Origin of the sequence: Acaryochloris marina S15 (assembly GCF_018336915.1) — a bacterium.
Lineage (GTDB): Bacteria > Cyanobacteriota > Cyanobacteriia > Thermosynechococcales > Thermosynechococcaceae > Acaryochloris > Acaryochloris marina_A.
This window is the reverse complement of the sequence record NZ_CP064923.1, coordinates 280791-303187: the sequence shown is the minus strand read 5'-3', so window position 1 is coordinate 303187 and position 22397 is coordinate 280791. Positions and strand designations below refer to the sequence as shown.

General features: G+C 48.3%; 17 protein-coding genes. 8 read left to right on the top strand and 9 right to left on the bottom strand.

Features of this window, described 5'->3' with window-relative positions:
- Nucleotides 1–28: 28 nt before the first annotated feature.
- The 4 genes from I1H34_RS02110 to I1H34_RS02095 are packed head-to-tail and all read right to left on the bottom strand — an operon-like array spanning nt 29 to nt 8467.
- Nucleotides 29–1285: a diguanylate cyclase domain-containing protein gene (locus I1H34_RS02110; RefSeq protein WP_212664129.1), complete on the bottom strand. Its 1257-nt coding sequence runs from the start codon at nt 1283–1285 to the stop codon at nt 29–31.
- Nucleotides 1272–2546: a hybrid sensor histidine kinase/response regulator gene (locus I1H34_RS02105; RefSeq protein WP_212664128.1), complete on the bottom strand. Its 1275-nt coding sequence runs from the start codon at nt 2544–2546 to the stop codon at nt 1272–1274. Before I1H34_RS02105 ends, I1H34_RS02110 begins: the two co-directional genes overlap by 14 nt.
- Nucleotides 2547–2561: 15 nt before the next feature.
- Nucleotides 2562–2957 (bottom strand): response regulator, encoded by a 396-nt coding sequence (locus I1H34_RS02100; RefSeq protein ID WP_212664127.1) that lies wholly within the window; start codon nt 2955–2957, stop codon nt 2562–2564.
- Nucleotides 2954–8467, bottom strand: coding sequence for a trifunctional serine/threonine-protein kinase/ATP-binding protein/sensor histidine kinase (locus tag I1H34_RS02095; RefSeq protein ID WP_212664126.1), 5514 nt, complete (start codon nt 8465–8467; stop codon nt 2954–2956). The genes I1H34_RS02100 and I1H34_RS02095 overlap by 4 nt, the downstream gene beginning before the upstream one ends.
- A gap of 682 nt (nt 8468–9149) precedes the next feature.
- Between I1H34_RS02095 and I1H34_RS02090 the strand changes: the two genes are divergently transcribed.
- From I1H34_RS02090 to I1H34_RS02075, 4 genes are all read left to right on the top strand, one after another.
- Entirely contained in the window at nt 9150–11156 is a 2007-nt protein-coding gene (locus tag I1H34_RS02090; RefSeq protein ID WP_212664125.1) for a lipoxygenase family protein, read from the top strand.
- Between the two features lie 83 nt (nt 11157–11239).
- Nucleotides 11240–12784, top strand: a complete 1545-nt coding sequence (locus I1H34_RS02085; RefSeq protein ID WP_212664124.1) for a cytochrome P450 — start codon at nt 11240–11242, stop codon at nt 12782–12784.
- 87 nt (nt 12785–12871) lie between these two features.
- Complete coding sequence (locus tag I1H34_RS02080; protein ID WP_212664123.1) at nt 12872–13765, top strand: sulfotransferase family protein; 894 nt, start codon at nt 12872–12874, stop codon at nt 13763–13765.
- Nucleotides 13766–14038: 273 nt separating this feature from the next.
- Entirely contained in the window at nt 14039–14395 is a 357-nt protein-coding gene (locus I1H34_RS02075; RefSeq protein ID WP_212664122.1) for a hypothetical protein, read from the top strand.
- 149 nt (nt 14396–14544) lie between these two features.
- On the opposite strand, the gene I1H34_RS02070 is transcribed toward I1H34_RS02075, so the two are convergent.
- Entirely contained in the window at nt 14545–15369 is an 825-nt protein-coding gene (locus I1H34_RS02070; RefSeq protein ID WP_212664121.1) for a helix-turn-helix domain-containing protein, read from the bottom strand.
- A gap of 125 nt (nt 15370–15494) precedes the next feature.
- Here I1H34_RS02070 and I1H34_RS02065 point away from each other — a divergent pair, with 125 nt between their 5' ends.
- Entirely contained in the window at nt 15495–15791 is a 297-nt protein-coding gene (locus I1H34_RS02065; RefSeq protein WP_212664120.1) for a hypothetical protein, read from the top strand.
- Here I1H34_RS02065 and I1H34_RS02060 read toward each other — a convergent pair.
- Nucleotides 15747–16136, bottom strand: a complete 390-nt coding sequence (locus I1H34_RS02060) for a hypothetical protein (RefSeq protein ID WP_249369719.1) — start codon at nt 16134–16136, stop codon at nt 15747–15749. The two genes, I1H34_RS02065 and I1H34_RS02060, sit on opposite strands and share 45 nt — an antisense overlap.
- 236 nt (nt 16137–16372) lie before the next feature.
- Between I1H34_RS02060 and I1H34_RS02055 the strand changes: the two genes are divergently transcribed.
- Complete coding sequence (locus I1H34_RS02055) at nt 16373–17440, top strand: NAD-dependent epimerase/dehydratase family protein (protein WP_212664119.1); 1068 nt, start codon at nt 16373–16375, stop codon at nt 17438–17440.
- On the opposite strand, the gene I1H34_RS02050 is transcribed toward I1H34_RS02055, so the two are convergent.
- The 3 genes from I1H34_RS02050 to I1H34_RS02040 all read right to left on the bottom strand — a co-directional run bounded on the left by I1H34_RS02050 (nt 17419) and on the right by I1H34_RS02040 (nt 20249).
- A complete protein-coding gene (locus I1H34_RS02050) occupies nt 17419–18363 on the bottom strand; it encodes an oxidoreductase (RefSeq protein ID WP_212664118.1) in 945 nt (314 codons plus the stop codon). The genes I1H34_RS02055 and I1H34_RS02050 overlap by 22 nt on opposite strands.
- A gap of 360 nt (nt 18364–18723) precedes the next feature.
- Nucleotides 18724–19716: a pentapeptide repeat-containing protein gene (locus I1H34_RS02045; RefSeq protein WP_212664117.1), complete on the bottom strand. Its 993-nt coding sequence runs from the start codon at nt 19714–19716 to the stop codon at nt 18724–18726.
- A gap of 173 nt (nt 19717–19889) precedes the next feature.
- Nucleotides 19890–20249 (bottom strand): hypothetical protein, encoded by a 360-nt coding sequence (locus I1H34_RS02040; RefSeq protein ID WP_212664116.1) that lies wholly within the window; start codon nt 20247–20249, stop codon nt 19890–19892.
- Nucleotides 20250–20498: 249 nt separating this feature from the next.
- Between I1H34_RS02040 and I1H34_RS02035 the strand changes: the two genes are divergently transcribed.
- A complete protein-coding gene (locus tag I1H34_RS02035; RefSeq protein WP_212664115.1) occupies nt 20499–20741 on the top strand; it encodes a hypothetical protein in 243 nt (80 codons plus the stop codon).
- Nucleotides 20742–20840: 99 nt separating this feature from the next.
- Nucleotides 20841–22394, top strand: coding sequence for an alkaline phosphatase D family protein (locus tag I1H34_RS02030; RefSeq protein WP_212664114.1), 1554 nt, complete (start codon nt 20841–20843; stop codon nt 22392–22394).
- Nucleotides 22395–22397 lie beyond the last annotated feature (3 nt).

Genomic DNA, 22397 nt, shown 5'->3' with positions numbered 1-22397 from the left:
AAATCACACTCTGCTAAATCTGAAAGACCTACCCTGTTAAAGATAGAGCGATCACCTGGTCCCGCCCAGATTGTTTCGCCTGGTAGAGGGCCTGATCTGCTCGGCTGATTAAGCTTGAAACCGAGGTATGGATGTGCGATCGCACCGTCGCTACTCCAATGCTAACGGTCACAAATTCACTCACCGAGGATCCACGATGGGGGAGTTGAGACTGATGAATGATCGTCCTCAGTCGTTCGGCCACAACCTGACCGCCTTCTAGGTCGGTACTGGGCAAAACAATCGCAAATTCCTCACCCCCAAAGCGGGCCACCAAATCTAGGGGGCGAACAATGGTTTGATGAATTTTTTGGGCTACGGTTCGGAGGCAAATATCTCCTTCTAAGTGCCCATAGGTATCGTTATACTGCTTGAAAAAATCAATATCACAAATCAAGAGGCTTAAGGGCTGTTGTTCGCGCTGGGTCTGCTTCCAAATTTGCTGTAGATACTCATCAAAACGGCGGCGATTCGCCAACCCCGTGAGGGCATCATGATTGGCAATCAGAGACAGCTGCTTGTTGGCTTCATCCAGCTTTTTATTGGTTGCTTCTAAAGCTTGCTGGGCATAGAGTTTGGCTTGAATCTCTTCTTCTAGCTGCTTGTTTTTGGCCGCCAAAGCCAAGGTTTGCTGCTGCAGCGCCTGGGTGCGTTCTTTGACCTTGTTCTCCAAACTGAGTTTGGCGTCTTCTAACTGTTGGTTTAAGGACGCAATCTGTTGACGACTTTCTTCGACAGTCAGTAAATCTCGGTAAGACCGAATGGCAGTGATTAAAGTGGAAAAGAGTTTTTGTTGGGTGAGTTCGGTTTTGGTTTTGTAGTCATTGATGTCATACCCTTCAATCACCGCTTTTTCTGGAGCGCTGCCCGGCTGACCGGTGCGTAAAATAATCCGTACAAAGATGTTGTGCAAATGATCACGAATATGCTTGACCAGCTCTAGGCCAGCCTTATCCGTCTCCATCACCACATCTAACAGCAATACGGCTGTATCTGGGTTTTGGTCCAACAACTGTTGGGCTTCTTCACTGGAATAAGCAGAGATAATTTCCAGAGGCTTATCGGCAAACTTGAAGTTTTTCAGGGCGAGACGCGTCACCTCATGCACCTGTTCTTCATCATCCACCACAATGACTTTCCACCCCCCTGGCATAGCCTCCTTCGAGGAATGATAGGATAACTCCTCTAAAAATTGGAGCTCATCATCGGCTTCTAAGGTTCCGGTCAAGGGCTTATCCTCGGGCATGAGACCCCCCTTTTGCTAAGGTCAAGGGTAACTGCAGCTTAAACTGGGTTCCCACGGCAACCTCACTCTGACAAGATACGGTTCCTCCTAGGGTTTGGGTGACTAGATTATGAACAATATGTAAACCTAAGCCACTTCCCCCGCGATCTCGTCCCGTTGTAAAGAATGGCTCAAAAATCTTAGGCTGATCTTCTGCAGGAATGCCGCAACCATCATCGGTATATTCCAGAATGATCTGATTCTGTTGTTGAGTCACATTAAATTTTAATTGCCCTGCCTCTCCAGGTTGGTAGGCATGCAAAAGGGAATTCATGACAAAATTGGTCGCCACTTGCGACAGTGCTCCTGGATAACTAGTAGTTTTTAGAGCAGCATCCCCTGAGACCGTCACCCTATGGCGAGTCTGTTTTAATTTCGGCTCCAAATTAGTCAATACACTCTCAATATACGGGATGATCTGAAACTCTCGTTGTTCATGACTGGTTTGATCGACTGCAACTTGCTTGAAGTTTTGAATGAGGGCCGCCGCCCCATGGAGATTTTGCAAGATCAGACCACTACTCTCTTGGGCTGTCTGTAAATAGCTGACCAAAGCAGACCGTTTTAGCCCCCCCTGGTCGAAGGCTTGTGTTAAGGAACCGGTCTCGTTGTTCAGAACAGAGGCAGCTAATAGGGCATTTCCCACTGGCGTGTTAATTTCATGGGCCACACCAGCCACTAACTGGCCTAGGGCAGCCATTTTTTCCGCCTGAATCAGTTCGGCTTGGGTGGTTTGGAGGGTATGCAGAATTGCGGATAATTCCTGAGTGCGCTCTTCAACTTTGCGTTCTAGAGTTTGCTGATAGTCTTTAATTTTTTTAGCGAGCTGGTAGCTATTGAGGGCTTCTCGCACCGTTAACTGTAAATTTTCGGGTTGCCAGGGCTTGGCAATATAGTGATATAGCTGGGCGGTATTAATCGCATTAGAAATGCCATCCACATTAGCCTGCCCCGTCAACATGATTTTTAAGGTTTGGGGGGAGAGCTGATGGACTTGTTGTAAAACCTCATCCCCTTTGATATCCGGCATCAGATAATCGGCAATGATCACCGATAAATCGCATTCATCCTCGATCAGGTCATGCACCAGGGCAATGGCATCCTTGCCCCCCATAGCGGTTTCTATTTCGCAGCTATCTTCAAAGACTTCAGATAGCTCACGCCGGAGGCTATCTAATACTGCGACTTCATCATCTACACAAACAATTACGGGTTTAGGCATCGTCCTGATTAGTCTTTACACCGTCCCTAAGGCTGATTGAATACATTGAATGAGATCACTCTCACTCCAAGGTTTACGTAAACAGTTAAACAGATTGGCCTGGGATTGTGCTCTTTCTACCGCCGCTTCATCGGCTTGACCGGTCAGCAAAATCTTGACCACCCCGGGGAACTTCTGATGGACTTGAATCAGAAATTCATCTCCTTTAGCTCCAGGCATTAACCAATCAGACACGATCACTAACAGATCTGTATTTTCTTCCTGCAGTTCTTCAATCAGCTCCAAGGCTTCGCTAGCATTTTCGGCAGTTTCATAGATGTAGTTATCGTCAAACGCAGTTTGCAGCTGTCGCAGGAGGCTATTGAGAATAATGACTTCGTCATCAACACAAAGAATGGCCAGTTTTGTCATAGGGCAGGAGTCGGTTGAGGGGTTGGAATGACAGATATGGGCAAGGTCACACTAAAGGTTGTACGGCCAGGAACGGAGTCCAAGCTTAGGGTACCCTGATGCTTGTCAATTATTTTGTGGACAATGTCAAGACCTAAACCACTGCCTTCACCGGGGGGTTTGGTGGTGAAAAAGGGCTCAAAAATTTTGCCTTGCAGCTCAGGGGGAACGCCAGGACCGTTGTCGGTAATCTTGACGCAGACTTGATCCGCCTGTTGGCTGACATCAATGTCAAGGGTGCCTTGATGGTCCATGGCCTGCAGAGCATTGTGTAGCAGGTTGGTCCACACCTGATTAAGTTCATCAAAATAGCAGGCGATAGGGGGGAGTTCGGCGAAGGAGCGATGAACCGTCACCCCATGTTTGATTTGGTTGTGATACAGGGTTAATACGGCCTCGATGCCGTCCGTGATATTGGCTTCAATCTTTTCACCGCTATGGTCGTAGCGAGCATAGGTTTTCAGGGCAAACACAATTTTGGCAGAACGATCGCTCGCGGTAGAAATATCCCGCGTACTTTCTCGCACCCGCGTAAACTGGCGCACCATCTTTAATAAGGGTTCGCTCTCGGGTTCAGATAGAAGGGGAAGGAGGTCATGGATGCCATCACAAATCCCTAGATCCAGCAATAAACTGGCCAGGGACTCTGCCGAGGCAATCCCTTGTTCAGATAGTTGCTTGGCCAAAGCCTTGCGGGTATGGCGTCGTTCGCGACCTGACAAGGTCGGTGAAGGGGTTAAGGCACGCAGGAGTAACGATTTAAACTGCTCTGCCTGCTGGGGGGTTAACTCCCGAAAAAATTGTGGCAGGGTCGTCAGATGCTGATCGAGGAAATTGGCAATATATTCAATCGAAGATCGAATCGCACCCAAGGGAGTATTAATTTCATGGGCGACCCCAGCAATCAGTTGGCCCAAGGCCGCCATTTTTTCTGACTGAATCAGGCCGTCTTGGGCCAACTGCAGGTCTTCTAGAGCTTGGGAGAGTTCCTGGGTCCGTTCATCGACTTTCTCTTCCAGGTTGGTATAAAGGCGCGCATTGTCGATTGCGATCGCAGCCTGTCCCGACAGCAGCTGCAAAATCTCTAAACGGTCTGCCGTAAAGGCCCCCGTCGTCAGGTTGTTTTCTAAATAGAGAATCCCGCTCAATTGTCCTTGATTCATCAGCGGAGCACAGAGAATCGATTTCGGCTGATGGGTCGTGATATAAGCGTCCAGACCAAAGTTACTGTCTTGGGTAGCCTGCTGAAGAACAACACTCTCCTGAGTACGGAGCACGTAGTTGACGATACTGTCGGGAAGCTGTCCAGCAAACGATTGAGACTGCAACACCTGGCTCTGGCCAGACTGGGAGTTAAAAGATGCCTCAATCACTAGCCGACCTTCCACATTCAGGATTAAATGACCCACTTGGGCACCCGCATTGCGGACCAGAATTTTGATCAGGGTCATCAACAGCTTATCGAGGACAATTTCCCCCGCAATCGCTTGTGATGCCTGCAAGACCGTGGAGAGATCCAGCGCTTGACCAGTGCGAATAGTACTCGTCGCTGCTGCTGCCACCAAGGGGGTAGTCGGGATGGTGCCCTGTTGGGAATGGATCACTTGCTGGGCCAGCAGATAAGGATAGGACGCTTCCAGTTGTCGTAATTTAGCCGTTGCCCCCCAACAGTAGTACCCGTAATAGGCTTCATTCAGATACACCCGGGCAAAATTATCCCGTTCTTGCTGCAGAAAACACTTCGCCGCCAGCTCATTAGCTAAGGCTGCTTCATTCGGATAATGATGAGACTGGGCCAGGGCAATCGCCCGATCATAGGCCTCCCCCGCCTGTTGAAGTTGTCTCAATACCCGAAAACGCTCCGCTTCTACCAGACAATATTTATGCTGGTGGTTGGCCGGGGCATGGACAGCCCATTTCTGCAGCTGGTCTTGATTGGTCGCCACCCTTGCTAGCATCTGCTCTTGCTCAACAGGAGGCAGAGCCTCGTAAAGGGCCAGGCGAGCAAGAGAATCGTAAAAATTGAGGCTCGCCACCGTCGCCGCAGCCGTCATGCCATCCACATAATCAACCGCTTTTTGGGTACTCTCTAAGGCCGTCGCCGGCTGTCCCAACAGGTAAGCCACCTGAGCTTTGAGGGTATAAAAGAAAGCCAGAGCTAACTTATTATCCGCACTGTCCACAATGACCTGTCGTTCTTGCAGGTAAGTCCCGGATAAGCAGGTCGGATCCAAGTTGGGCTCCGTTAAGTGGGACGTCACCTGTTGAAAAATTTGCAAATAGAGCAGGCAAGCCGCCTGTTGAAACCCAGCAATGGCTTGCTGAAACTCCAGCATGCGCAATGCTAAATCTGGCAGTTTCTCCCCCGTCAGCAAAGAATGCATCGCCTCCCAACAAAGGGAATAGCTGGCATATTCTAAATCCCCGGTTTCTAACCCAATCTGATACCCTTCATGCAAATCAGGAATCGTCAAATTCAGGGGGTCAGTCCAGTGGCGCACAAACGCATTGAACACAAAGACCACCCGACTCTTGGTCTTTTTCGCCTGAAACTGATCGACCACCGCTAGGGCTAACCGTCCAAACTGGTAGCCTGCTTCAATATCTCCCACCACCCCACAGAGGGTAATGCCATAACAATCGTAAGCAAACGCGGAGGGAGCCGTATTGCCATAGGTAAGGGATAAGTGAATTTGCTTCAGATTACTGAGAATAAAGCGTTCAAAAGAAGCTTGATACCCAGAGGACAAAATATCCGAGAGGATCTGCATCGCGGCGAGTTTATCCTCAGCCGCCATAGGAGACAACCGGATCAAATCTTGAATCGAGCGATCCGCACAGAGCTGCTTGGTTTGATCCAATTCCTGCTGTAAATTCTCGAGGGTGGGGTCTACAAACGTGATTCCCAGGCGCTCCAAAATCTCAAAGCCAATATCCGTTGCTTCTAGATGACGATTCTGAGCAGAGCGAGCCAAAATTTTGACCCGGTAGACTTTCACCATATCCAACACGGTTCTGGCCTGCTGCTGCACCACGGTTGTCAGCTGTTCTTGCTGGGGATAATCTTGGTGGAGATAAGCAGCTTCAACTGCTTCTTGGTGAAGCCAAAGAGTTAGGGGATAGGCTTTTTGCCATCCCGTCTCCCCCACCAAACTCAATCCTGTTTGTAGATACCGCACAGCAGCACTATAAGCCGTAGCTGATTTCGCTTTCTGGCCGGCTTTGAGGTTAAGTTGGGCGACCTGATCTTGTTCTTCTAGATCCGTAATCAGGGGGAGCGCCTGATTGAGATGATCCACCACCTCAAAAATACGCTCTGCCAGTTGATCCGGTTCCACGTTATGCCACAGCAACCGGCCAATGCTCAAGTGCACCGTAGAGCGCCTGTCAGGATCGATTAGGGCATAAGCGGCTTGTTGAATCCGGTCATGACCAAAGCGAAAATCTGTAATCACTAATGCATCATTCAGCTCAGACTGGGGAAAGATCAACCCGAGCTGAATCGCGACTTTCAAATCTGCAAACACCTCCGTGTGGGATTGCTGACGAATCAAGCTGAGGGTATGCAGATCAAATTCAGCTCCCACACAAGCAGCCAGCCGCAGGGCATCTTGGGTAGCAGAGGGTAATTTTTTCAGCTTACTAATCAGTAGTTCGATCACGTTATCCGTGAGATCTTGAGACTGAATTTGGGCGATATCCCATTCCCACTGTTGAGCACGAGAATTAAACTGCAACAGCGCTTCCGTATAAAGATTTTTCAGAAATTCATTGACAAAAAAAGGATTCCCTTCGGTTTTATTCAGGACCAGCTCTGCCAAGGACAGGGTAGTCTCTAAATTATGGTGAACCGTATCCGCAATCAGCTGACACAGATGCAGTTGAGAGAGGGGCTGGAGAGTAATCGTATGGATGTTGACTTTTTCTTGCCAAAGCTGCTTCACCAAGGTCATCAACGGATGGGTGGCATCGACTTCGTTGTCACGGTAAGCGCCGATTAACAGCAGCGATCGCATTTGCCGATCCATCATCATCAGCTTGATCAACTTCAAGCTGGCGGAATCCGCCCATTGCAAATCATCTAAAAACACCACCAAGGGGTGAGCTGGGGTGCAAAACACCCGAATAAAATTTTGAAATGCCAGATTGAACCGATTCAAGGCTTCTGCAGGCCCTAGTTCAGGCACCGGAGGCTGAGGCCCCGTAATCAGCTCAATTTCAGGGATGACGTCAATGATAACCTGACCATTAGGTCCCAAGGCCGCCAGTAATCTTTGTCGCCATTGGTCTAGCTGGGTTTCACTTTCAGTCAAAAGTTGCTTGACTAAATCTTGAAACGCACTGATGACAGCCGAGTAGGGCACATCTCGCTGAAATTGGTCATACTTCCCAGAGATAAAGTACCCTTGCTTTTCGGTAATCGGCTTATGGACTTCTGCAACTAAAGCCGATTTACCAATTCCGGAGTAACCCGCCACCAGCATCATTTCACTACTCTTGGTCGGATCTTGAGGGTGATTGACCCGCTCAAATGCTGTTAATAAGGCTGCAATTTCTTGGGACCGCCCATAGAGCTTTTGGGGAATATGAAACTTATCTGAATGATCCTGGGTACGGAGCGGAAAGGCGCGAATTTCCCCAGTTTGCTTGAGTTGTTGCCAACAGGCAGTCAAATCAGCTTGAATCCCAAAGGCACTCTGATACCGTTCCTCGGCGGTTTTCGCCATTAAGATCATCACCAAGTCAGACATCACCCCAGGAATATCGAAATTGACTTGACTGGGAGGGATGGGCTGTTGGGCGAGGTGGCAATGGACTAATTTCAGCGGATCCTTGGCGGTAAAGGGTAACTGTCCCGTTAGCAGCTCATAAAACATCACCCCCAAGGCATAGAAGTCTGTCCGATAATCCAAGGAACGATTCATGCGCCCCGTTTGTTCAGGAGCGATATAGGGCAGCGTTCCTTCGAGGATGCGAGGGTTTTTGAGAATCGTTGTTTCTCGGCTCAGCTGAGTAGAAATGCCAAAATCGATGATCCGTAATTGATGGGTATCTGGATTAAAAATGATGTTGCTAGGATTCAGATCCTTATGGATGACATTTTGGCTGTGGATCCGGCCTAATACCTCGGTAATACTAATGGCTAGGGGTAAAAACTCAACCAGCGGAACGGCCTTTCCCTGGTAATAAGTCTTGAGGGACACCCCTTCCACATCTTCCAAAATAATGGCTAGGGTTCGTTGATAGGGTTCTAACCCCAGCACTTTGATCACCCCTTCAAGTTCTAGGCTGCGGGTAATCTCATATTCTTGGCGATACCGAGTCAGTTCCGAGGCAGTTGGGTAATCCTCTTTCAGAACTTTCAGAATGACCTGATGCGGCTCAGCCTGTCGTTGACCCCGATAAACAATGGAATTCTCACTCTCATATAGATGCTCAACCAGACGACAGTCCGCGATTGTCCCCAACATCAATTATTTCTCCAAGCCAGAAAACAGGAGCACTAACTTTTCCAAAAAGAAAAATACTAGCAATTACCTCAATCTAGATGTTCCCCAAACTTACATAAAACTTGCAAGATCTAAGTAATTTATTTGTTATGGTCTCAAGACTATTACTCAAACAAGGATTACTCCTAATTTATTCCAAATCAATTGGGCATAATTGTGACTGCAATATTCGTATGAGCCTGCCCAAGAATTATTTTAAATAGATTCGACATAACCCTGAAAAACCTTATAAATACCCATAAACTAGATATTTTGCTTTTTATTGCTTACTCATTTGCATCCCTCTAGGTTGACGAATCAATATCAGCATTAAACAATAAAAACGTCCTAACACCAAGGTTAACAACATGTCAGAAGCTCTGATTAGCCTCACCTTCAGCTAATCAGTCTTAATGATTATCTACCTCGATTTACCGTACTTAAATCAACGCTAGTTTTAACTACAGAATCTTTCATTTACATACTCAATAGTTTTCAATCCAGATAGTACCAGCTTACCCAAACTCAAGGCTATTTAAAAAGTAAAGTCCAAATCCGTCTTGGGAACACTAGGACTGAATCGGTAGCTGCTACGAACTCTCTCTACACCCTTGATCACAGGCAGTTGCCATTTACGTCAGAACACCCATAAACCGGATCAACAATGACGCATCAGTACTCTCTCACTGGCCTGCCTACCCAACTCGCACCTGTTGAAATTCAACAAGAAGAACATCCACAAAGTTTAGCTCTAGCTCGTCCGATACAGCCTGAGCCTATCCCTACCGCGCTAAAAGCAGCTCGGCGAAAATATCAATACAACTACAGTCACCTTGCACCCGTGGCAATGGTGGATCGCTTACCCAAAGAAGAGCTCCCATCCGGAGATTGGTGGTCAAAGTTGATCCGCACCATGTTCAAGATCCTTACTAATGCAATTGTGGGAGCCCACAATCATCACCATGAGCATGAAGCGGAGCAACATGCTTCACGCCTGATTCGAAAAACCTTGGTGGATATCTTGACTCAACGGCCAGAGGTGCGGTGGCGTCTAATCTGGCATCTGCTGACAACGGTGCCAACCACTTTTTTGAACGGCCTACGGTTATCTTTTGCTGATTCAGAAAGCTTTCTGCACAGCCTTGCCTCCAATTTAGAGCATGATCTATTACGGATTCTGCACTTGAACTTAAAAGAACATCTTGCCCATGAATGCGCTCAAGATCGCCCCACCTCTATAGAAGACTTTAATCAGCAATTTGTAACTATCCCTTTGCCGGAATGTGCCCAATACTTTCAGGAAGATGAGTTCTTTGCTTATCTGCGAGTAGCAGGTCCTAATCCTGTTTTGCTACAACAAGTGCGCCATTTGTCTAGAGACACTGTTCGCTCTAATTTCCCCGTCACGAATGGGCACTATCAGGCAGTGATGGGAGAGGACGATTCCCTCCAAACTGCCGTTACCGAAGGGCGTTTATACATCGCCGATTACGCTATCTTGGCCGGGGCGATTAATGGTAACTACCCAGACCAGCAAAAATATATCTCAGCCCCCATCGCTCTGTTTGCAGTCCCTCCTGATGATGCGCCCTCCCGCAATCTCCAGCCCGTTGCCATTCAATGCCGTCAATCTCCGGGGCCTGAAACACCGATTCTGACGCCACCCACGGGTGAGGCTACCAAACAACAACATGCCTGGGAAATGGCAAAGACCTGCGTGCAAATTGCAGATAGCAACTACCACGAGGCTGTAACCCATTTGGGTCGAACCCATCTGTTTATTAGCCCGTTTGTGATTGCCACCCATCGCCAGCTACTCCCGACTCATCCCGTGAGTATTCTCTTGCGGCCTCACTTTGAAGGCACCTTAAGTATCAACAACGGGGCTCAAAGTATGTTGATGGCCCCAGAAGGCGGGGTGGATACGGTCTTAGCCGCCACCATTGACTGTGCCAGGGTCTTAGCGGTAACGGGATTACAAAGCTATTCCTTTAATCAGGCCATGCTGCCCCAACAATTGCAGCAACAGGGTCTGGATAATGCTGAGGCGTTACCTATTAATCCCTATCGGGACGATGCATTACTGATTTGGCAGGCGATCGAAACTTGGGTCACTGATTATGTGAGCTTGTACTACCCCACCGATGACTCAGTACAAAAGGATGCGGCCCTCCAGGCTTGGGCAAAGGAGCTACAGGCTGAAGATGGCGGTCGAGTTCCAGACTTTGGCGAGGAGGGACAATTGCGGACCCAGGCCTATTTGATTCAAGCCATCACGCTCATCATTTTTACGGCCAGTGCTCAACATGCCGCCGTGAATTTTCCCCAGGGCGACATCATGGTCTATACCCCAGGGATGCCGTTAGCAGGCTATCGGCCAGCTCCCACTGCTACAGCCCTATCTTCCCAGGATCGGCTAGACCAGCTGCCCCCCTTACATCAAGCCTTGAATCAGATGGAGTTAACGTATTTGCTGGGGCAGATTTACCATACACAACTCGGCCAGTACGAAAAATCCTGGTTTTCTGATGAGCGGGTGCAAGCCCCTCTGCATCGTTTTCAAGCCAACTTATTGGATATCGAAGATGCGATCGCAGAACGAAACCGTCATCGTCCCTACCCCTACCGCTACCTACAGCCCTCTAACATTCCCCAGAGCATCAATATCTAACGTTTATTAGAACTCATTTGCCAATGCCATGAATCTTGGCAGGGTATCACTCACCACACTTCAGCATCAGAGGACATACAGCTATGACAGGACGATCAGCCGGATCACTCACCACAGGACTACACAATACCCTCAAACAGATGGAGGCCAAACCACGACAGTGGGTGGAGTCAAAAGTACAGTCCTCTTCACAGATGCTTTTTCAGATGCTTTTTCAGCTGATCTTTCGCAAACAAACCCAAGCGTTCGGCAGAATTCCAGGTCCTCAACCGCTTTTTCCCATCGGTAATATCTCGGCCCTGCAGCAAGGGAAACCCATTTGGCAGGTGCTCGGAGAACAGGGACAGCACTATGGTGGCTTATCCTTATTCTGGATTTTGGCTCGGCCATCCTTGGTTCTCAACGACCCTGATTTAATCCAGCAAGTCTTGCTCACCGCCCAGCAGCAAACCGGCCACCCTTCCCATGGACATCGGGCCACCCAAGCTGATTTTTATAAAGATATCCCCCGCAAAGCCCTCCGCCCGATTCTGACAGAGAGTCATCCTTTTGTTGCCAAAAATGCTGGACCGAAATGGCAGCACCTGGTTCAAAATAATCCCTTCAATATGACTTACTTCCACGAGTGGATGGAGACTCAAGTCCAGCCCTTGCAAGCCTTTATCGAAGGTCGGGCGGAGGAACTGGTCCAGCAGTCAGAGACCGACATGCTCCCGGCTTATGATGCCATTCAAAAGCTAGTCTTCGATGGTTTTTCCCTGGCTACAGTCGGCCAAGTGTTCCCCGATCAGGTGTTCGAACAGTTCAATACCCTCTGTGCAACGGGGACCGATCGCATGAACCGATCGTCCATCGCCAGCTGGATGATTCCGGAAGAACCCAAAGGTAAACATTACAAAGAAGCGAGTCGCCAATGGTTTCAACGCTTTGGCGAAGTGATGGAAACCACTCAAGCTAATCCTGCCGGTGGATCGCTACTGGACTGGGTTCTGCAACGAGGGGGGTCTGCCTTTACCCCTGAACAAATGCGGAACTTCTGTGCTGGAGTCTACCCAGGCGGAGCGGTGTCGGCTCCCAGTGGTATTACGTCTACGCTTCATTTGCTGTTTCAGCATCCTCAAGCCTTATCTGCTCTTCACCAAGATCTGGCAGGGTTATTCCGTGAACCCCTCACCTTGGAACGACTGGAAAACTGTGTCCCAGTGGAGCAAGTATTGCGAGAGTCTCTACGGTTATGGCCCCCCGTGCCCTTTTTTACGCGCAATACGGTTCGCACCATCCATCTTGCGGGCCACGACATCCCCGCCAATACCCAAATCTTTATCAACAACTGGTTTCTTCAGCGTCTCTCTCCCCATTGGCAAGATTCAGAATCTTTTAAGCCAGAACGCTGGGATGCAAAAACTTTGGCAGAAAATGACTATGGCAGCGATTACTTTTTTCCATTTGGTCGAGGCGATCGGGCTTGCATCGGTCAAGATTTTGCCAAGTTCTTTATGCGCTTAACGATAGCCATCCTGCTGGCAAAAGTAGAGATCCAATTTGGCGATCAGCCCCATGATCAAGAATTTTACTTTGGGGTCTCTGTACCCAGACAGTTAAAAGCGCGATTTGTCTTGCGAGCATAAACCCCCTATTGCTCACAGTGCAGATTGACTAGAGCCCACTGCTACGCTAGAAAGAAGTGAAGCTGAGACGGCCTCCACATTAATACTATGAGCAATTTAAGAAAACCGAATCTATTTATTATTGGGGCGATGAAATCTGGCACCTCATCCTTGCACCAATATCTCAATAATCACCCGTCTATCTTCATGTGTGAGCCCAAAGAGCCTTGCTACTTTGTGCATCCCCAACAGTTGAACTGGCCCAATATCAAAAAGCTCGGCCTTTGGGAAAATGAAGAGAAATATCTCAGCCTCTTTCAGGATGCCGGTGATGCAACCATTTTGGGTGAATCCAGTACGCTTTATGCCAAAGACCCCCATGTTACGGATGTTGCTGAACGACTAGCCCAGTTCAACCCTGAAGCCCGTTTCATTTATATTATGAGGGACCCCATTGAACGCACGGTGAGTCACTATTGGCATGAGACTCGTCAAGGGAACGAAAATCAAAGTTTGCTAACAGCAGTGCAGAAAAATCCTCTTTATCAAGATGTTAGTAATTATCCCCAACAGCTCAAACATTACTTCCAGTATTTTTCGCCCGATCAATTTTTATTTTTAACCTTTGAACAACTCTGTAATGATGCTGAAGCGTGTATGACCAAAACGTTTGACTGGCTGGGTGTCGATGCATCTTTTGCCCCTGCTAATCTTACGGAAAAATTTCATGCAACCCCAAAGCAGTTCTACCAAAAGAGCGCGTTATTTCGCTTGAGATATACCTGGCCTTTTAACCAGCTAGCCTCTTTACTCCCAAAAAAGATTCGCTCTTCTGGACTCAAATTAGCGATTCGAGAAGTGGATCGAGATAAGGATGCCGAAGACCTACAGGAAGCAACTCAATTCCTCCGGCCCATCCTACTCAAGCAAACTGAAGAGCTTAGCAATTTACTGGGCATGACCTTTCCAGAATGGAAGACCCTGTACGATACAAAAAATTGATATCAAAGCACTCATCCAGGCAAACATAGCTAGCTCAAGTTAAGCAACACCTCTAGCGGCAGAAAATTGACCACAAGGCTGTTGCAAAAGATCCGAATATTTAACGAGCCAGTTTACTCCAACAAAACATATTAGCTAGCGTAGATTTCCGCATTCTTACTGTACTTTCTGAGAGACATTCTGCTTAGACTAGATATAGCTAGCCCCATAAATGTTGTGTTGTCGTTTAATCACAACACTCATCCCCGAGCATCACTCCTACCGAGCTTGATCATGATTGCTGATGACATCACAGACTATTATTTAGAGAATTCTCAGCCCACTTTAACTACATCCAATACCGCAACTCTCAGCTTACCAATTATCGAATCTTGGCTTTGCGTTAACATCGGCGATCAAGTGGTTATTCAGGGGCAAATATTTAACCATTCCAAGTATCCTGCTGGAAAAAAGCTGAAATCTTCGCCCATTAAGGGGTGTCTAACTAAAGCAGGACGGGTGTATGTAACCACCAAAAATTCCATCTACGAACTGGGCACCCCCCATCCAGATTTTGCTGGGGATGCTCTACAGCTATTTACAAACAATGATCATCAACAGTGGGCAAAGCTCACTATCGTTGGGGAATAGAAACGCTGCAATGTTAAGGTCGGCACTCACATCGCAGGGAGTGCAATGATAGCCCTGCTGAGGGAACTCATCTAGACTCGATAGTTGCATTAAACACTTGGCTGAGCATTGGGCAATGCGTTTTGGGGCTAGGAGTAGGGCATTTTATCTTAAACGGAATTCTCAAAATTATAGTTCCGAAAGAATTGTTCGGTTTTAGTGTCAGTGGGATAGAAGGTTTCAATCCGGAGTTCATCCGTCGTGATGTCCTGGGGCGTACCAAAGGTGGCAATAATTGAGAATAGACTCAGTTCTAAACCCTTAATATTCAGTTCTAAGGGCAAAACAGGCAGCAAACTGTCACTATCTGGCTCGCTATAACCTTCTGGGGCAGCTAATTCGATATATTGGGCGAATTGATCCTGAATGGCTCGATTGCCCGATGCCAGAGATTCACTCCTAAGACGACGGATGATAGACGGTAAGATCTGCGCCCAATTGGTAATATATTGCCTGAGCCCCTCGGGATGAACGGTCAGCAAGGCTAAATTAAGTCCCCCATCCGTCCCCATTGTTTCCTGAAGCGCTTGGGGGTTTCCCCCTATATTGAGCAATAGTTCTGCTGCCTGATTGGCCTTTTTCACATTCCAGTAGCGATCCACAATGAAGGCAGGCAACGGGGCATGGTGTTGCAATATATGATTCAGCGCATCAAGCACTGGGGCCATTATGGGCGCATCCAATTGCGTTTCACGATAGTCTGCGGCATAGCCAGCAGCTTGTAACAAGATATTCCTTTCCCGTAAGGGAATATTCATGGCATCAGAGAGACGCCCAATCATTTCTCGGCTAGGATGACTACGCCCAGTCTCTAGCCAACTGACATGGCGCTGCGACACATTAGCCGCCAAAGCTAAATCCAGTTGCGATAGCTTTCTGAACTTACGCCAATGGCGGCAAATATGTTGAAAGTTTAGCGTGCTGGGAGAGGTCATACATTTCTCCACTCTGCCCTCTATTCTCAACCAAGACCCATCATGAATTCAATGACCTGTGAGGTTATTGCTGCCATTCAAAAGAGAGGTGAGGATGGATGCAAATCACATGCAAGGAGTTTGTTATGGTCAACAAGCAAATAGCACTCATCATTCTGATGCCTTTTACTCTTCTGTCAGGGTATGCCATGACCCAGGTGGGCTATCTCGGCATTTTAGATTATCACCGCTATAGCCCAGCCGGTTGGCAAGTCTTCACTGATTTAGGGATCGCTCTGGTCCTGGTATTGAGCTGGCTCATTCCAGAGGCGAGGAAAAGTAATCGGAATCCTTGGCCTTGGGTATTAGTCACGGTGTTCACGGGCTCGTTCGGCCCCTTACTGTATTTGATAACCGCGAAAACAACATCCCCTCAAGAGTAACGATGAATATTGGCAACCCAAAATGCTGGAATCGAGGTGCTTCTGGGAGGAATTCAAATCCCGGGCAGTGAGCATTCTGAGAATGGCTTGTTGTGGATTGCATTCCATCAGTACACATGGAATTATGTTGACTTCAGCCTTCAACTCACACCGATACCCTTGAGACCAATCACACATCACAGCTTTGAAATCCAGATCCTGGGTCGCCTGAAAAATCTCATTTAGAGTCACCAGACTCGATTGGATGGGTGAAATTTTCCCCATGAGATACCACATATCTGATTCTTCATTCTCAAACTGCGCCAACGGCACACCATCAGATGTCAGGATGTAGATCTCAGCCATGGTAAAAGTGCATTTTGTTCGAAGTGCTGCGGTTAGATCGATTCTAGATTTTCAACACGGTCAGTCTTCTCACAGGTGAAATCCATATTATCAAGCCCATCCTGCCTAGCAGGTGTATAGGGTTGAGATCTCAACCCTATACACCCTTAGAAACTTGCTACAGCACCCGCTCAATGAATGCGCTACTCTACGGGATAACGGTGTTCCGCTTAATCCTGCAGCAATAGAGAAGTAGTATGTCCAACCCCACCTACGATACCTCAGCCCCCGTGCTCGTCACTGGAGCCACAGGTTACGTCGCCGGATGGCTCGTCAAGCGTTTACTCGAAGAAGGCTTTACCGTTCACGCCGCCGTTCGTGATCCTAGCAATACCGAAAAGCTTAAATATCTCAATGCTTTAGCGGAGAACACGTCAGGCCAACTCCAATATTTCCAGTCAGACTTATTAGCCCTCGGTTCCTACGCTGAAGCCATGGAGGGATGTACAGTCGTGTTTCATACCGCCTCTCCCTTCACCATTGCTGTCGATGACCCACAAAAAGATCTGATTGAACCCGCCCAGCTCGGCACCCGCAATGTTTTAGAGCAAGCGAACCAAACCAACTCCGTTCAACGAGTAGTGGTGACCAGCAGTTGTGCAGCTATTTATGGAGACAGCGCTGACCTAGAGCAAGTCGAGGGCGATCTATTTACCGAAGCAGACTGGAATACCACCTCTTCCCTTACCCACCAGCCCTATTCTTATTCCAAAACCTTAGCTGAGAAAGAAGCATGGGACATTGCCCAGGCTCAAAATCGCTGGGACTTAGTCATCATTAATCCGTCCCTCGTCTTGGGACCGGGGATAAACCCCTTTGCCACATCCGAGTCTTTTGCCCTGATCAAACAACTGGGAGACGGCACCATGAAAATGGGCGTACCAGACTATCAGATTGGCGTTGTGGATGTGCGGGATGTGGCAGAAGCTCATATGGCGGCAGGATTTACCCCTTCTGCCCAAGGTCGCCATATCACCTCTGGGTACAACACAAATTTTCCTAAGCTAGCCGACATCCTACGCGCCCACTTTGGCGATACCTATCCATTTCCCAACAGTATTCTGCCCAAAGCACTCGTTTGGCTGGTGGGGCCCTTGTTGGATAGCAGTATGACGCGGAAAATCATTGCTAGAAATGTCGGCGTCCCCTTTGGCGTAGACAACAGCAAGAGCATTCGCGAGTTAGGCCTCACCTATCGTTCCCTTGCTACTTCTCTCTCAGATATGTTTCAGCAATTGATTGACTATGGCGTGGTCACCTCTTGATCTCTAGCAATTGCAAACCTACATTCCGTTAACTGTTCGGAGACCTGCCAGAGCTTTTCTGCAGCAGCTTGATTTTGAGCATAGTCAGACTGGGTTGCTCGTCCAGGTTTCCCTTTCATTTCCAAAAACCCTTGAGGACCAAAATATTCTCCTCCTTGGGCATCTGGGGCCAGAGCAGCCATCACCGTCGGCATGGCAGCCTTATCTGGAGCATGACAGAGCAGCGGACCAATCGTATATTGAACCAGTGCAATCTGATACTGGGGCATATGTCTGGCTAAGTCCGTGTTGGAGACGCCAGGATGAGCAGTGACAGACAAGATTTTTTTGCCTGCTTGCTCTAACAGCCGTTGTAATTCATTCCCAAACATCAAACAGGCCAACTTGCTCTGGGAATAGGCCCCTGTTTTGGAATAGTTCTGTTCCGATTGCAGATCGCCAAAATTGATTTCTCCGGATCCCAGCCGATGAGCATTACTACTCAGGGACACCACACGAGAGTCTGGCGTATTCGGCATCAGATCCAACAGCAATGCGGTCAGGAGAAAATGGCCCAAGTAGTTAGTCCCCATCTGGCTCTCAAACCCATCCACCGTCAGGGAATAGGGTGGCCACATAATGCCAGCATTGTTAATGAGAAGGTCGAGTCTGTCGTATTGCTGTCGAAAGGCTTGGGCAAAGGCTCTCACAGACGATAAATCAGATAAATCGATCAGGAGAATCTCTAAATCCGCGACCGGCACTTTAGCCTCGATTTCAGCTTTAGCTTGAGCAGCTTTATCAGCGTTACGGCAAGCCATAATCACCTTGCACTTCTTTCGAGCTAGATAACTCACCGTTTCATAGCCCAAGCCCGTGTTGGCCCCAGTCACAATGGCAACTTTGCCTTGCTGAGAAGGGATATTTTCCAAATCAAACGCCATTGTATTGATACCTAAAATGTGTGGATTGTAGTGTTGAACTCCATGCTGGGCCAAGCAGATAGAATGCGTAGATGAAGACCAATCATCCTTTCATACTCAACCATGCTGAATGATGTCAGCGAACAGGCGCTGAGAATATCGGCGATTCCCTCAACTCTATGCTCTATTCCGATAGTTGAATGACCGTTTTCCACAACTACCAGGGAACAGTCTCATCCAGCATGTCCCTTAAGAGCACTTCATTTATTGTGACTAATTTGCCTTGGATCGTGGTGTCATGACGACAATGGTCGACAGAATTGAGAATAGAAGCCTTGCTCTAAAGTGTCTCACCTTCTAAATCTTCACCACCAAACCAGTCTAGGTATGGATTGTACCGTTGGGCATAATCGCTCCAGATAGACGAGCACCCGTTAGCTTTACCATCACCTTTTTGCCAATACCCATACTGGCCCCTGTAAAATCTGCGCCTCGCAGATCAGCACCACTCAAATCCGCCCCCGTTAGATTCGCACCTCGCAAGTTTGCCTGGGTGAGATTGGCCTGCAGCAGATTCGCTCGGGTCAAGTTAGCATTCGTCAAATTAGCACCTGACAAATTCACCTTATGGAGAAAAGCATCCTTGAGATTGGTATTCGCTAAATTGGCCTGACTCAAATTCCGTCCCGAAAAATCCCGTTCTTGTAAATCAGCACCCTGCCAATCAACACCACTATGGTCTGGAGTGAGGGGGCGAGAGGAAGACTTGGTTGCTGCAGGAGCTGTTTTGGCAGGAGCTGTACCTCGGCCTGTTCGCCATCGTTTGGCGGCTCGTTTAGCAGCAGAATCGGGAGGAGAAGAAGTCGCAGCAGGGGGTTGAGAAGGCTTAGGCTGTGCCGGAGCAGCCTTTGGAGCTTTAGGAACAGAACTTGCGGGGGGTTGAGTTGCTTTGGTTCGCTGCCGAAACTTTTTGGCCGCTGGAGATTGGCGTTCTTGAGACGGTTGGGATGTGCGGGGTGGCGCCGTGCGTCTTGTCGTTTTTGCAGGGGCAGGTGAACTCGCTGCTCGGGCCTGGCCTGCTGCAGCCGCAGGTGAACTCGCTGCTCGAGCCTGGCCTGCTGCAGCCGCTTTCTGGGCAGGACGACGGGCTGAACGCAAATTTTGACGTCGCTGTAGATAGGATTGCAGATAGTCACGAGCTTCGTTGAGGTCTTGAAGCTTAGCGATGGCTTTTTGCTGCAAACGCTCGCGGCTTTGAGGAATTCGATCAGGATGCCAGATAAAAACTAAATCTTTATAGGCTTGACTGACCTCTTCTAAAGACGCGCCAGTCCTCAACTCTAAGGTGCGATAGCATTCATTGAGGTTTGGCATACTCAATTACAGAAAGATGGGCTTAGGCAATACTTTGATTTAGACAAAGTTTAAGCGGAAGTCACCTTACTTTATTTTGCCAGGTCTTTTTTGAAAAGGGTATAGAACAGACCAGGACAAGGAATACTCCCCTGCCCTAGACGATTGCACTCATTATTAAGGTTAATGAACGATTAGTCGATATAGCCCATCAAATCAGCTGGATCGTAGATGGGTTCAGTTGCGACGGGACGATTATTGGGGAGATTAGGGGAGGGAACCAAGGGTAAACCCATATTCACAATAGGGCGATGACCGACAAGACTTTCTTCATCCACAATATCTAACCCAGAACGGATAATGGGACGATGGTTGGGCAAGGTGTCAGTATCGACCACTTCTAGATGGACCGCAGTGATGGGACGGTTGCCAGGCAAGCTTGAGGTATCTACCACTTCTAATGTTCTTGCTGCAATCGGACGATTTTGGGGTAGAGGAGGGGTTTGATAGAGTTCAATTGCACCTTCTGCAGGTTTTTTCTCGGATGTAGCCATGAGTTGACTCCCTAGACAACGGTATAAAAATGTTTCTTAAAGGGGTGATCTAAAGATTTGATTAAGAACAGTAACTCCTTTGATCATAATTGAGAACGTTCGATTCGGAATATTAATTCGTGTTTAGGTTGTCATAACGTTTAGTTATGAATTCTGGAAATCACGATCAAGGCTATCTTTCACGATGTACAGGAACGCAGACATCGCCCAATTTTTCGTGCAGGACAGACGCTATCTAACTGAATTGCAATGGGTATACGCCGTAATGTCATGATTCTCTCTGATGCAGAAATTGATACTGACTTCAATACAGCTAGAATCCGAACCATCAGCGTACTGGATATCTCTCACCACCTTGTTTCAGCTCCACCCTTTGGCCACCTCAACCTATTGAAGTTAAACAACTCTGGATCCGAAGCGGCTAGCCTTGGGGAGGGTTTCCTGATGCAACATCAATTGCCGATCTATCAAGATGAATCTCCATCAGAATAGTGATTGCATTACAGGCGACAACTTCAATCCAAGCAACCTCAGCCTCAAATTTGCATCAAAGTATTGATAGCCAAATTTTACACTTTTAGAGACGTAAGCATGTTCAACCGTAGGCAATTTTTGTTGACTGCTGGTGGTGCCATGGGATGGGTCCTCTGGTCTGACCAACGGCTGCCTCTGCTAGCACAGCCCAAGTTTTCTGCTTATCCCTTTAGCTTAGGGGTGGCTTCGGGTGACCCAGAGTCGAATAGTGTCGTGTTATGGACTCGGCTAGCCCCCAATCCGTTATCTGGGCAACCCATACCTGCCGTTGCAATTCCCGTTCAATGGAAAATTGCGACGGATGCCCAGATGACACAGGTCATTCAACAGGGAACCGTCCAAGCCGTTCCACAGTGGGGGCATTCGGTGCATGTGGTGGTGGAGAATTTATCTCCAGGTCAGTGGTATTGGTATCAGTTCCAAGCAGGAGATGAAATCAGTCCCATTGGTCGGACCCGTACCATGCCAGCCCTAGAGTCTCAGGCCAAACAACTCAAGTTTGCCTACGTTTCTTGTCAGCACTATGAATATGGCCATTACACGGCCTATCAGCACTTGGCCCAAGAGGAGTTGGATTTAGTGCTGCATTTGGGGGACTACATCTATGAAGGGAAGTCACGATCTGGTCGTCCCCGCCAACATGTCGGTCCCAATCCAGTCGATCTCAAGAGCTATCGTTGGCGCTATGCCCTGTACAAAAGTGATCCGCACTTACAAGCGGCCCATGCAGCATTCCCTTTTATCTGCATTTGGGATGATCATGAAGTTGAAAATGATTATGCCAATAATGAGTCTCAGGACTTTGCAGATCCAGCTGTTTTTCGACGTCGTCGGCAAGCAGCATATCAAGCTTATTATGAACATCTACCCTTACGCCCCACCGCCCAACCCCAAGGTGATCACTTACAGCTCTATCGACGCTTTCGCTTTGGTGATTTAGCTGAATTCCACTGCCTAGACACTCGCCAATATCGTGATGATCAAGCCTGTGATCAGAACGGGAAAGGAGGGGGGCAGGTCGTTTTCAATTGTGCCGAGCGCTTGGATCCAAAGCGCTCATTATTAGGATTTGAGCAAGAAGACTGGCTGTTGGATGGGTTAAAAAATTCGTCTACGGGTTGGACAGTCATTGCTCAGCAAATGTTGATGGCTGAATTGAACCAAGGGATAGGCCCACTGGCTGGGCACTGGACCGATGGCTGGGATGGCTATGCTGCCACCCGCGATCGCATCTTCAAGGGCATCACCCAATATCAACCCAAGAACCCTGTGGTCATTGGTGGCGATATCCACTCATTTTGGGTCACCGACTTGAAATCAGATTTTCAAGATTCGCAATCCCCCGTGGTTGCAACGGAGATTGTGGGCACGTCGATCAGCTCCCGTGGCCCCAACCCTGACTTATTTACCTTGGCCTTAAAAGTGAACCCCCACATTAAGTTCTTTGAGAGCCGGTATCGAGGCTATGTAGTGTGTGAGGTAACCCCCGAACAGTGGACCACCCAGTTGCGAGTGGTGGATCAGGTGGAAAAGCCAGGAGCACCCGTGCGCACATTGGCGTCCTTTCAAATCAAGAATGGTCAGCCGGGCGCACAGAAGATTGACGGATAATGT

Excerpts from the sequence above, each read along its gene's own strand:
- I1H34_RS02110 (WP_212664129.1), bottom strand. The coding sequence starts at position 1,285 with ATGCCCGAGGATAAGCCCTTGACCGGAACCTTAGAAGCCGATGATGAG.
- I1H34_RS02105 (WP_212664128.1), bottom strand. The coding sequence starts at position 2,546 with ATGCCTAAACCCGTAATTGTTTGTGTAGATGATGAAGTCGCAGTATTA.
- I1H34_RS02100 (WP_212664127.1), bottom strand. The coding sequence starts at position 2,957 with ATGACAAAACTGGCCATTCTTTGTGTTGATGACGAAGTCATTATTCTC.
- I1H34_RS02095 (WP_212664126.1), bottom strand. The coding sequence starts at position 8,467 with ATGTTGGGGACAATCGCGGACTGTCGTCTGGTTGAGCATCTATATGAG.
- I1H34_RS02090 (WP_212664125.1), top strand. The coding sequence starts at position 9,150 with ATGACGCATCAGTACTCTCTCACTGGCCTGCCTACCCAACTCGCACCT.
- I1H34_RS02085 (WP_212664124.1), top strand. The coding sequence starts at position 11,240 with ATGACAGGACGATCAGCCGGATCACTCACCACAGGACTACACAATACC.
- I1H34_RS02080 (WP_212664123.1), top strand. The coding sequence starts at position 12,872 with ATGAGCAATTTAAGAAAACCGAATCTATTTATTATTGGGGCGATGAAA.
- I1H34_RS02075 (WP_212664122.1), top strand. The coding sequence starts at position 14,039 with ATGATTGCTGATGACATCACAGACTATTATTTAGAGAATTCTCAGCCC.
- I1H34_RS02070 (WP_212664121.1), bottom strand. The coding sequence starts at position 15,369 with ATGACCTCTCCCAGCACGCTAAACTTTCAACATATTTGCCGCCATTGG.
- I1H34_RS02065 (WP_212664120.1), top strand. The coding sequence starts at position 15,495 with ATGGTCAACAAGCAAATAGCACTCATCATTCTGATGCCTTTTACTCTT.
- I1H34_RS02060 (WP_249369719.1), bottom strand. The coding sequence starts at position 16,136 with ATGGCTGAGATCTACATCCTGACATCTGATGGTGTGCCGTTGGCGCAG.
- I1H34_RS02055 (WP_212664119.1), top strand. The coding sequence starts at position 16,373 with ATGTCCAACCCCACCTACGATACCTCAGCCCCCGTGCTCGTCACTGGA.
- I1H34_RS02050 (WP_212664118.1), bottom strand. The coding sequence starts at position 18,363 with ATGGCGTTTGATTTGGAAAATATCCCTTCTCAGCAAGGCAAAGTTGCC.
- I1H34_RS02045 (WP_212664117.1), bottom strand. The coding sequence starts at position 19,716 with ATGCCAAACCTCAATGAATGCTATCGCACCTTAGAGTTGAGGACTGGC.
- I1H34_RS02040 (WP_212664116.1), bottom strand. The coding sequence starts at position 20,249 with ATGGCTACATCCGAGAAAAAACCTGCAGAAGGTGCAATTGAACTCTAT.
- I1H34_RS02035 (WP_212664115.1), top strand. The coding sequence starts at position 20,499 with ATGGGTATACGCCGTAATGTCATGATTCTCTCTGATGCAGAAATTGAT.
- I1H34_RS02030 (WP_212664114.1), top strand. The coding sequence starts at position 20,841 with ATGTTCAACCGTAGGCAATTTTTGTTGACTGCTGGTGGTGCCATGGGA.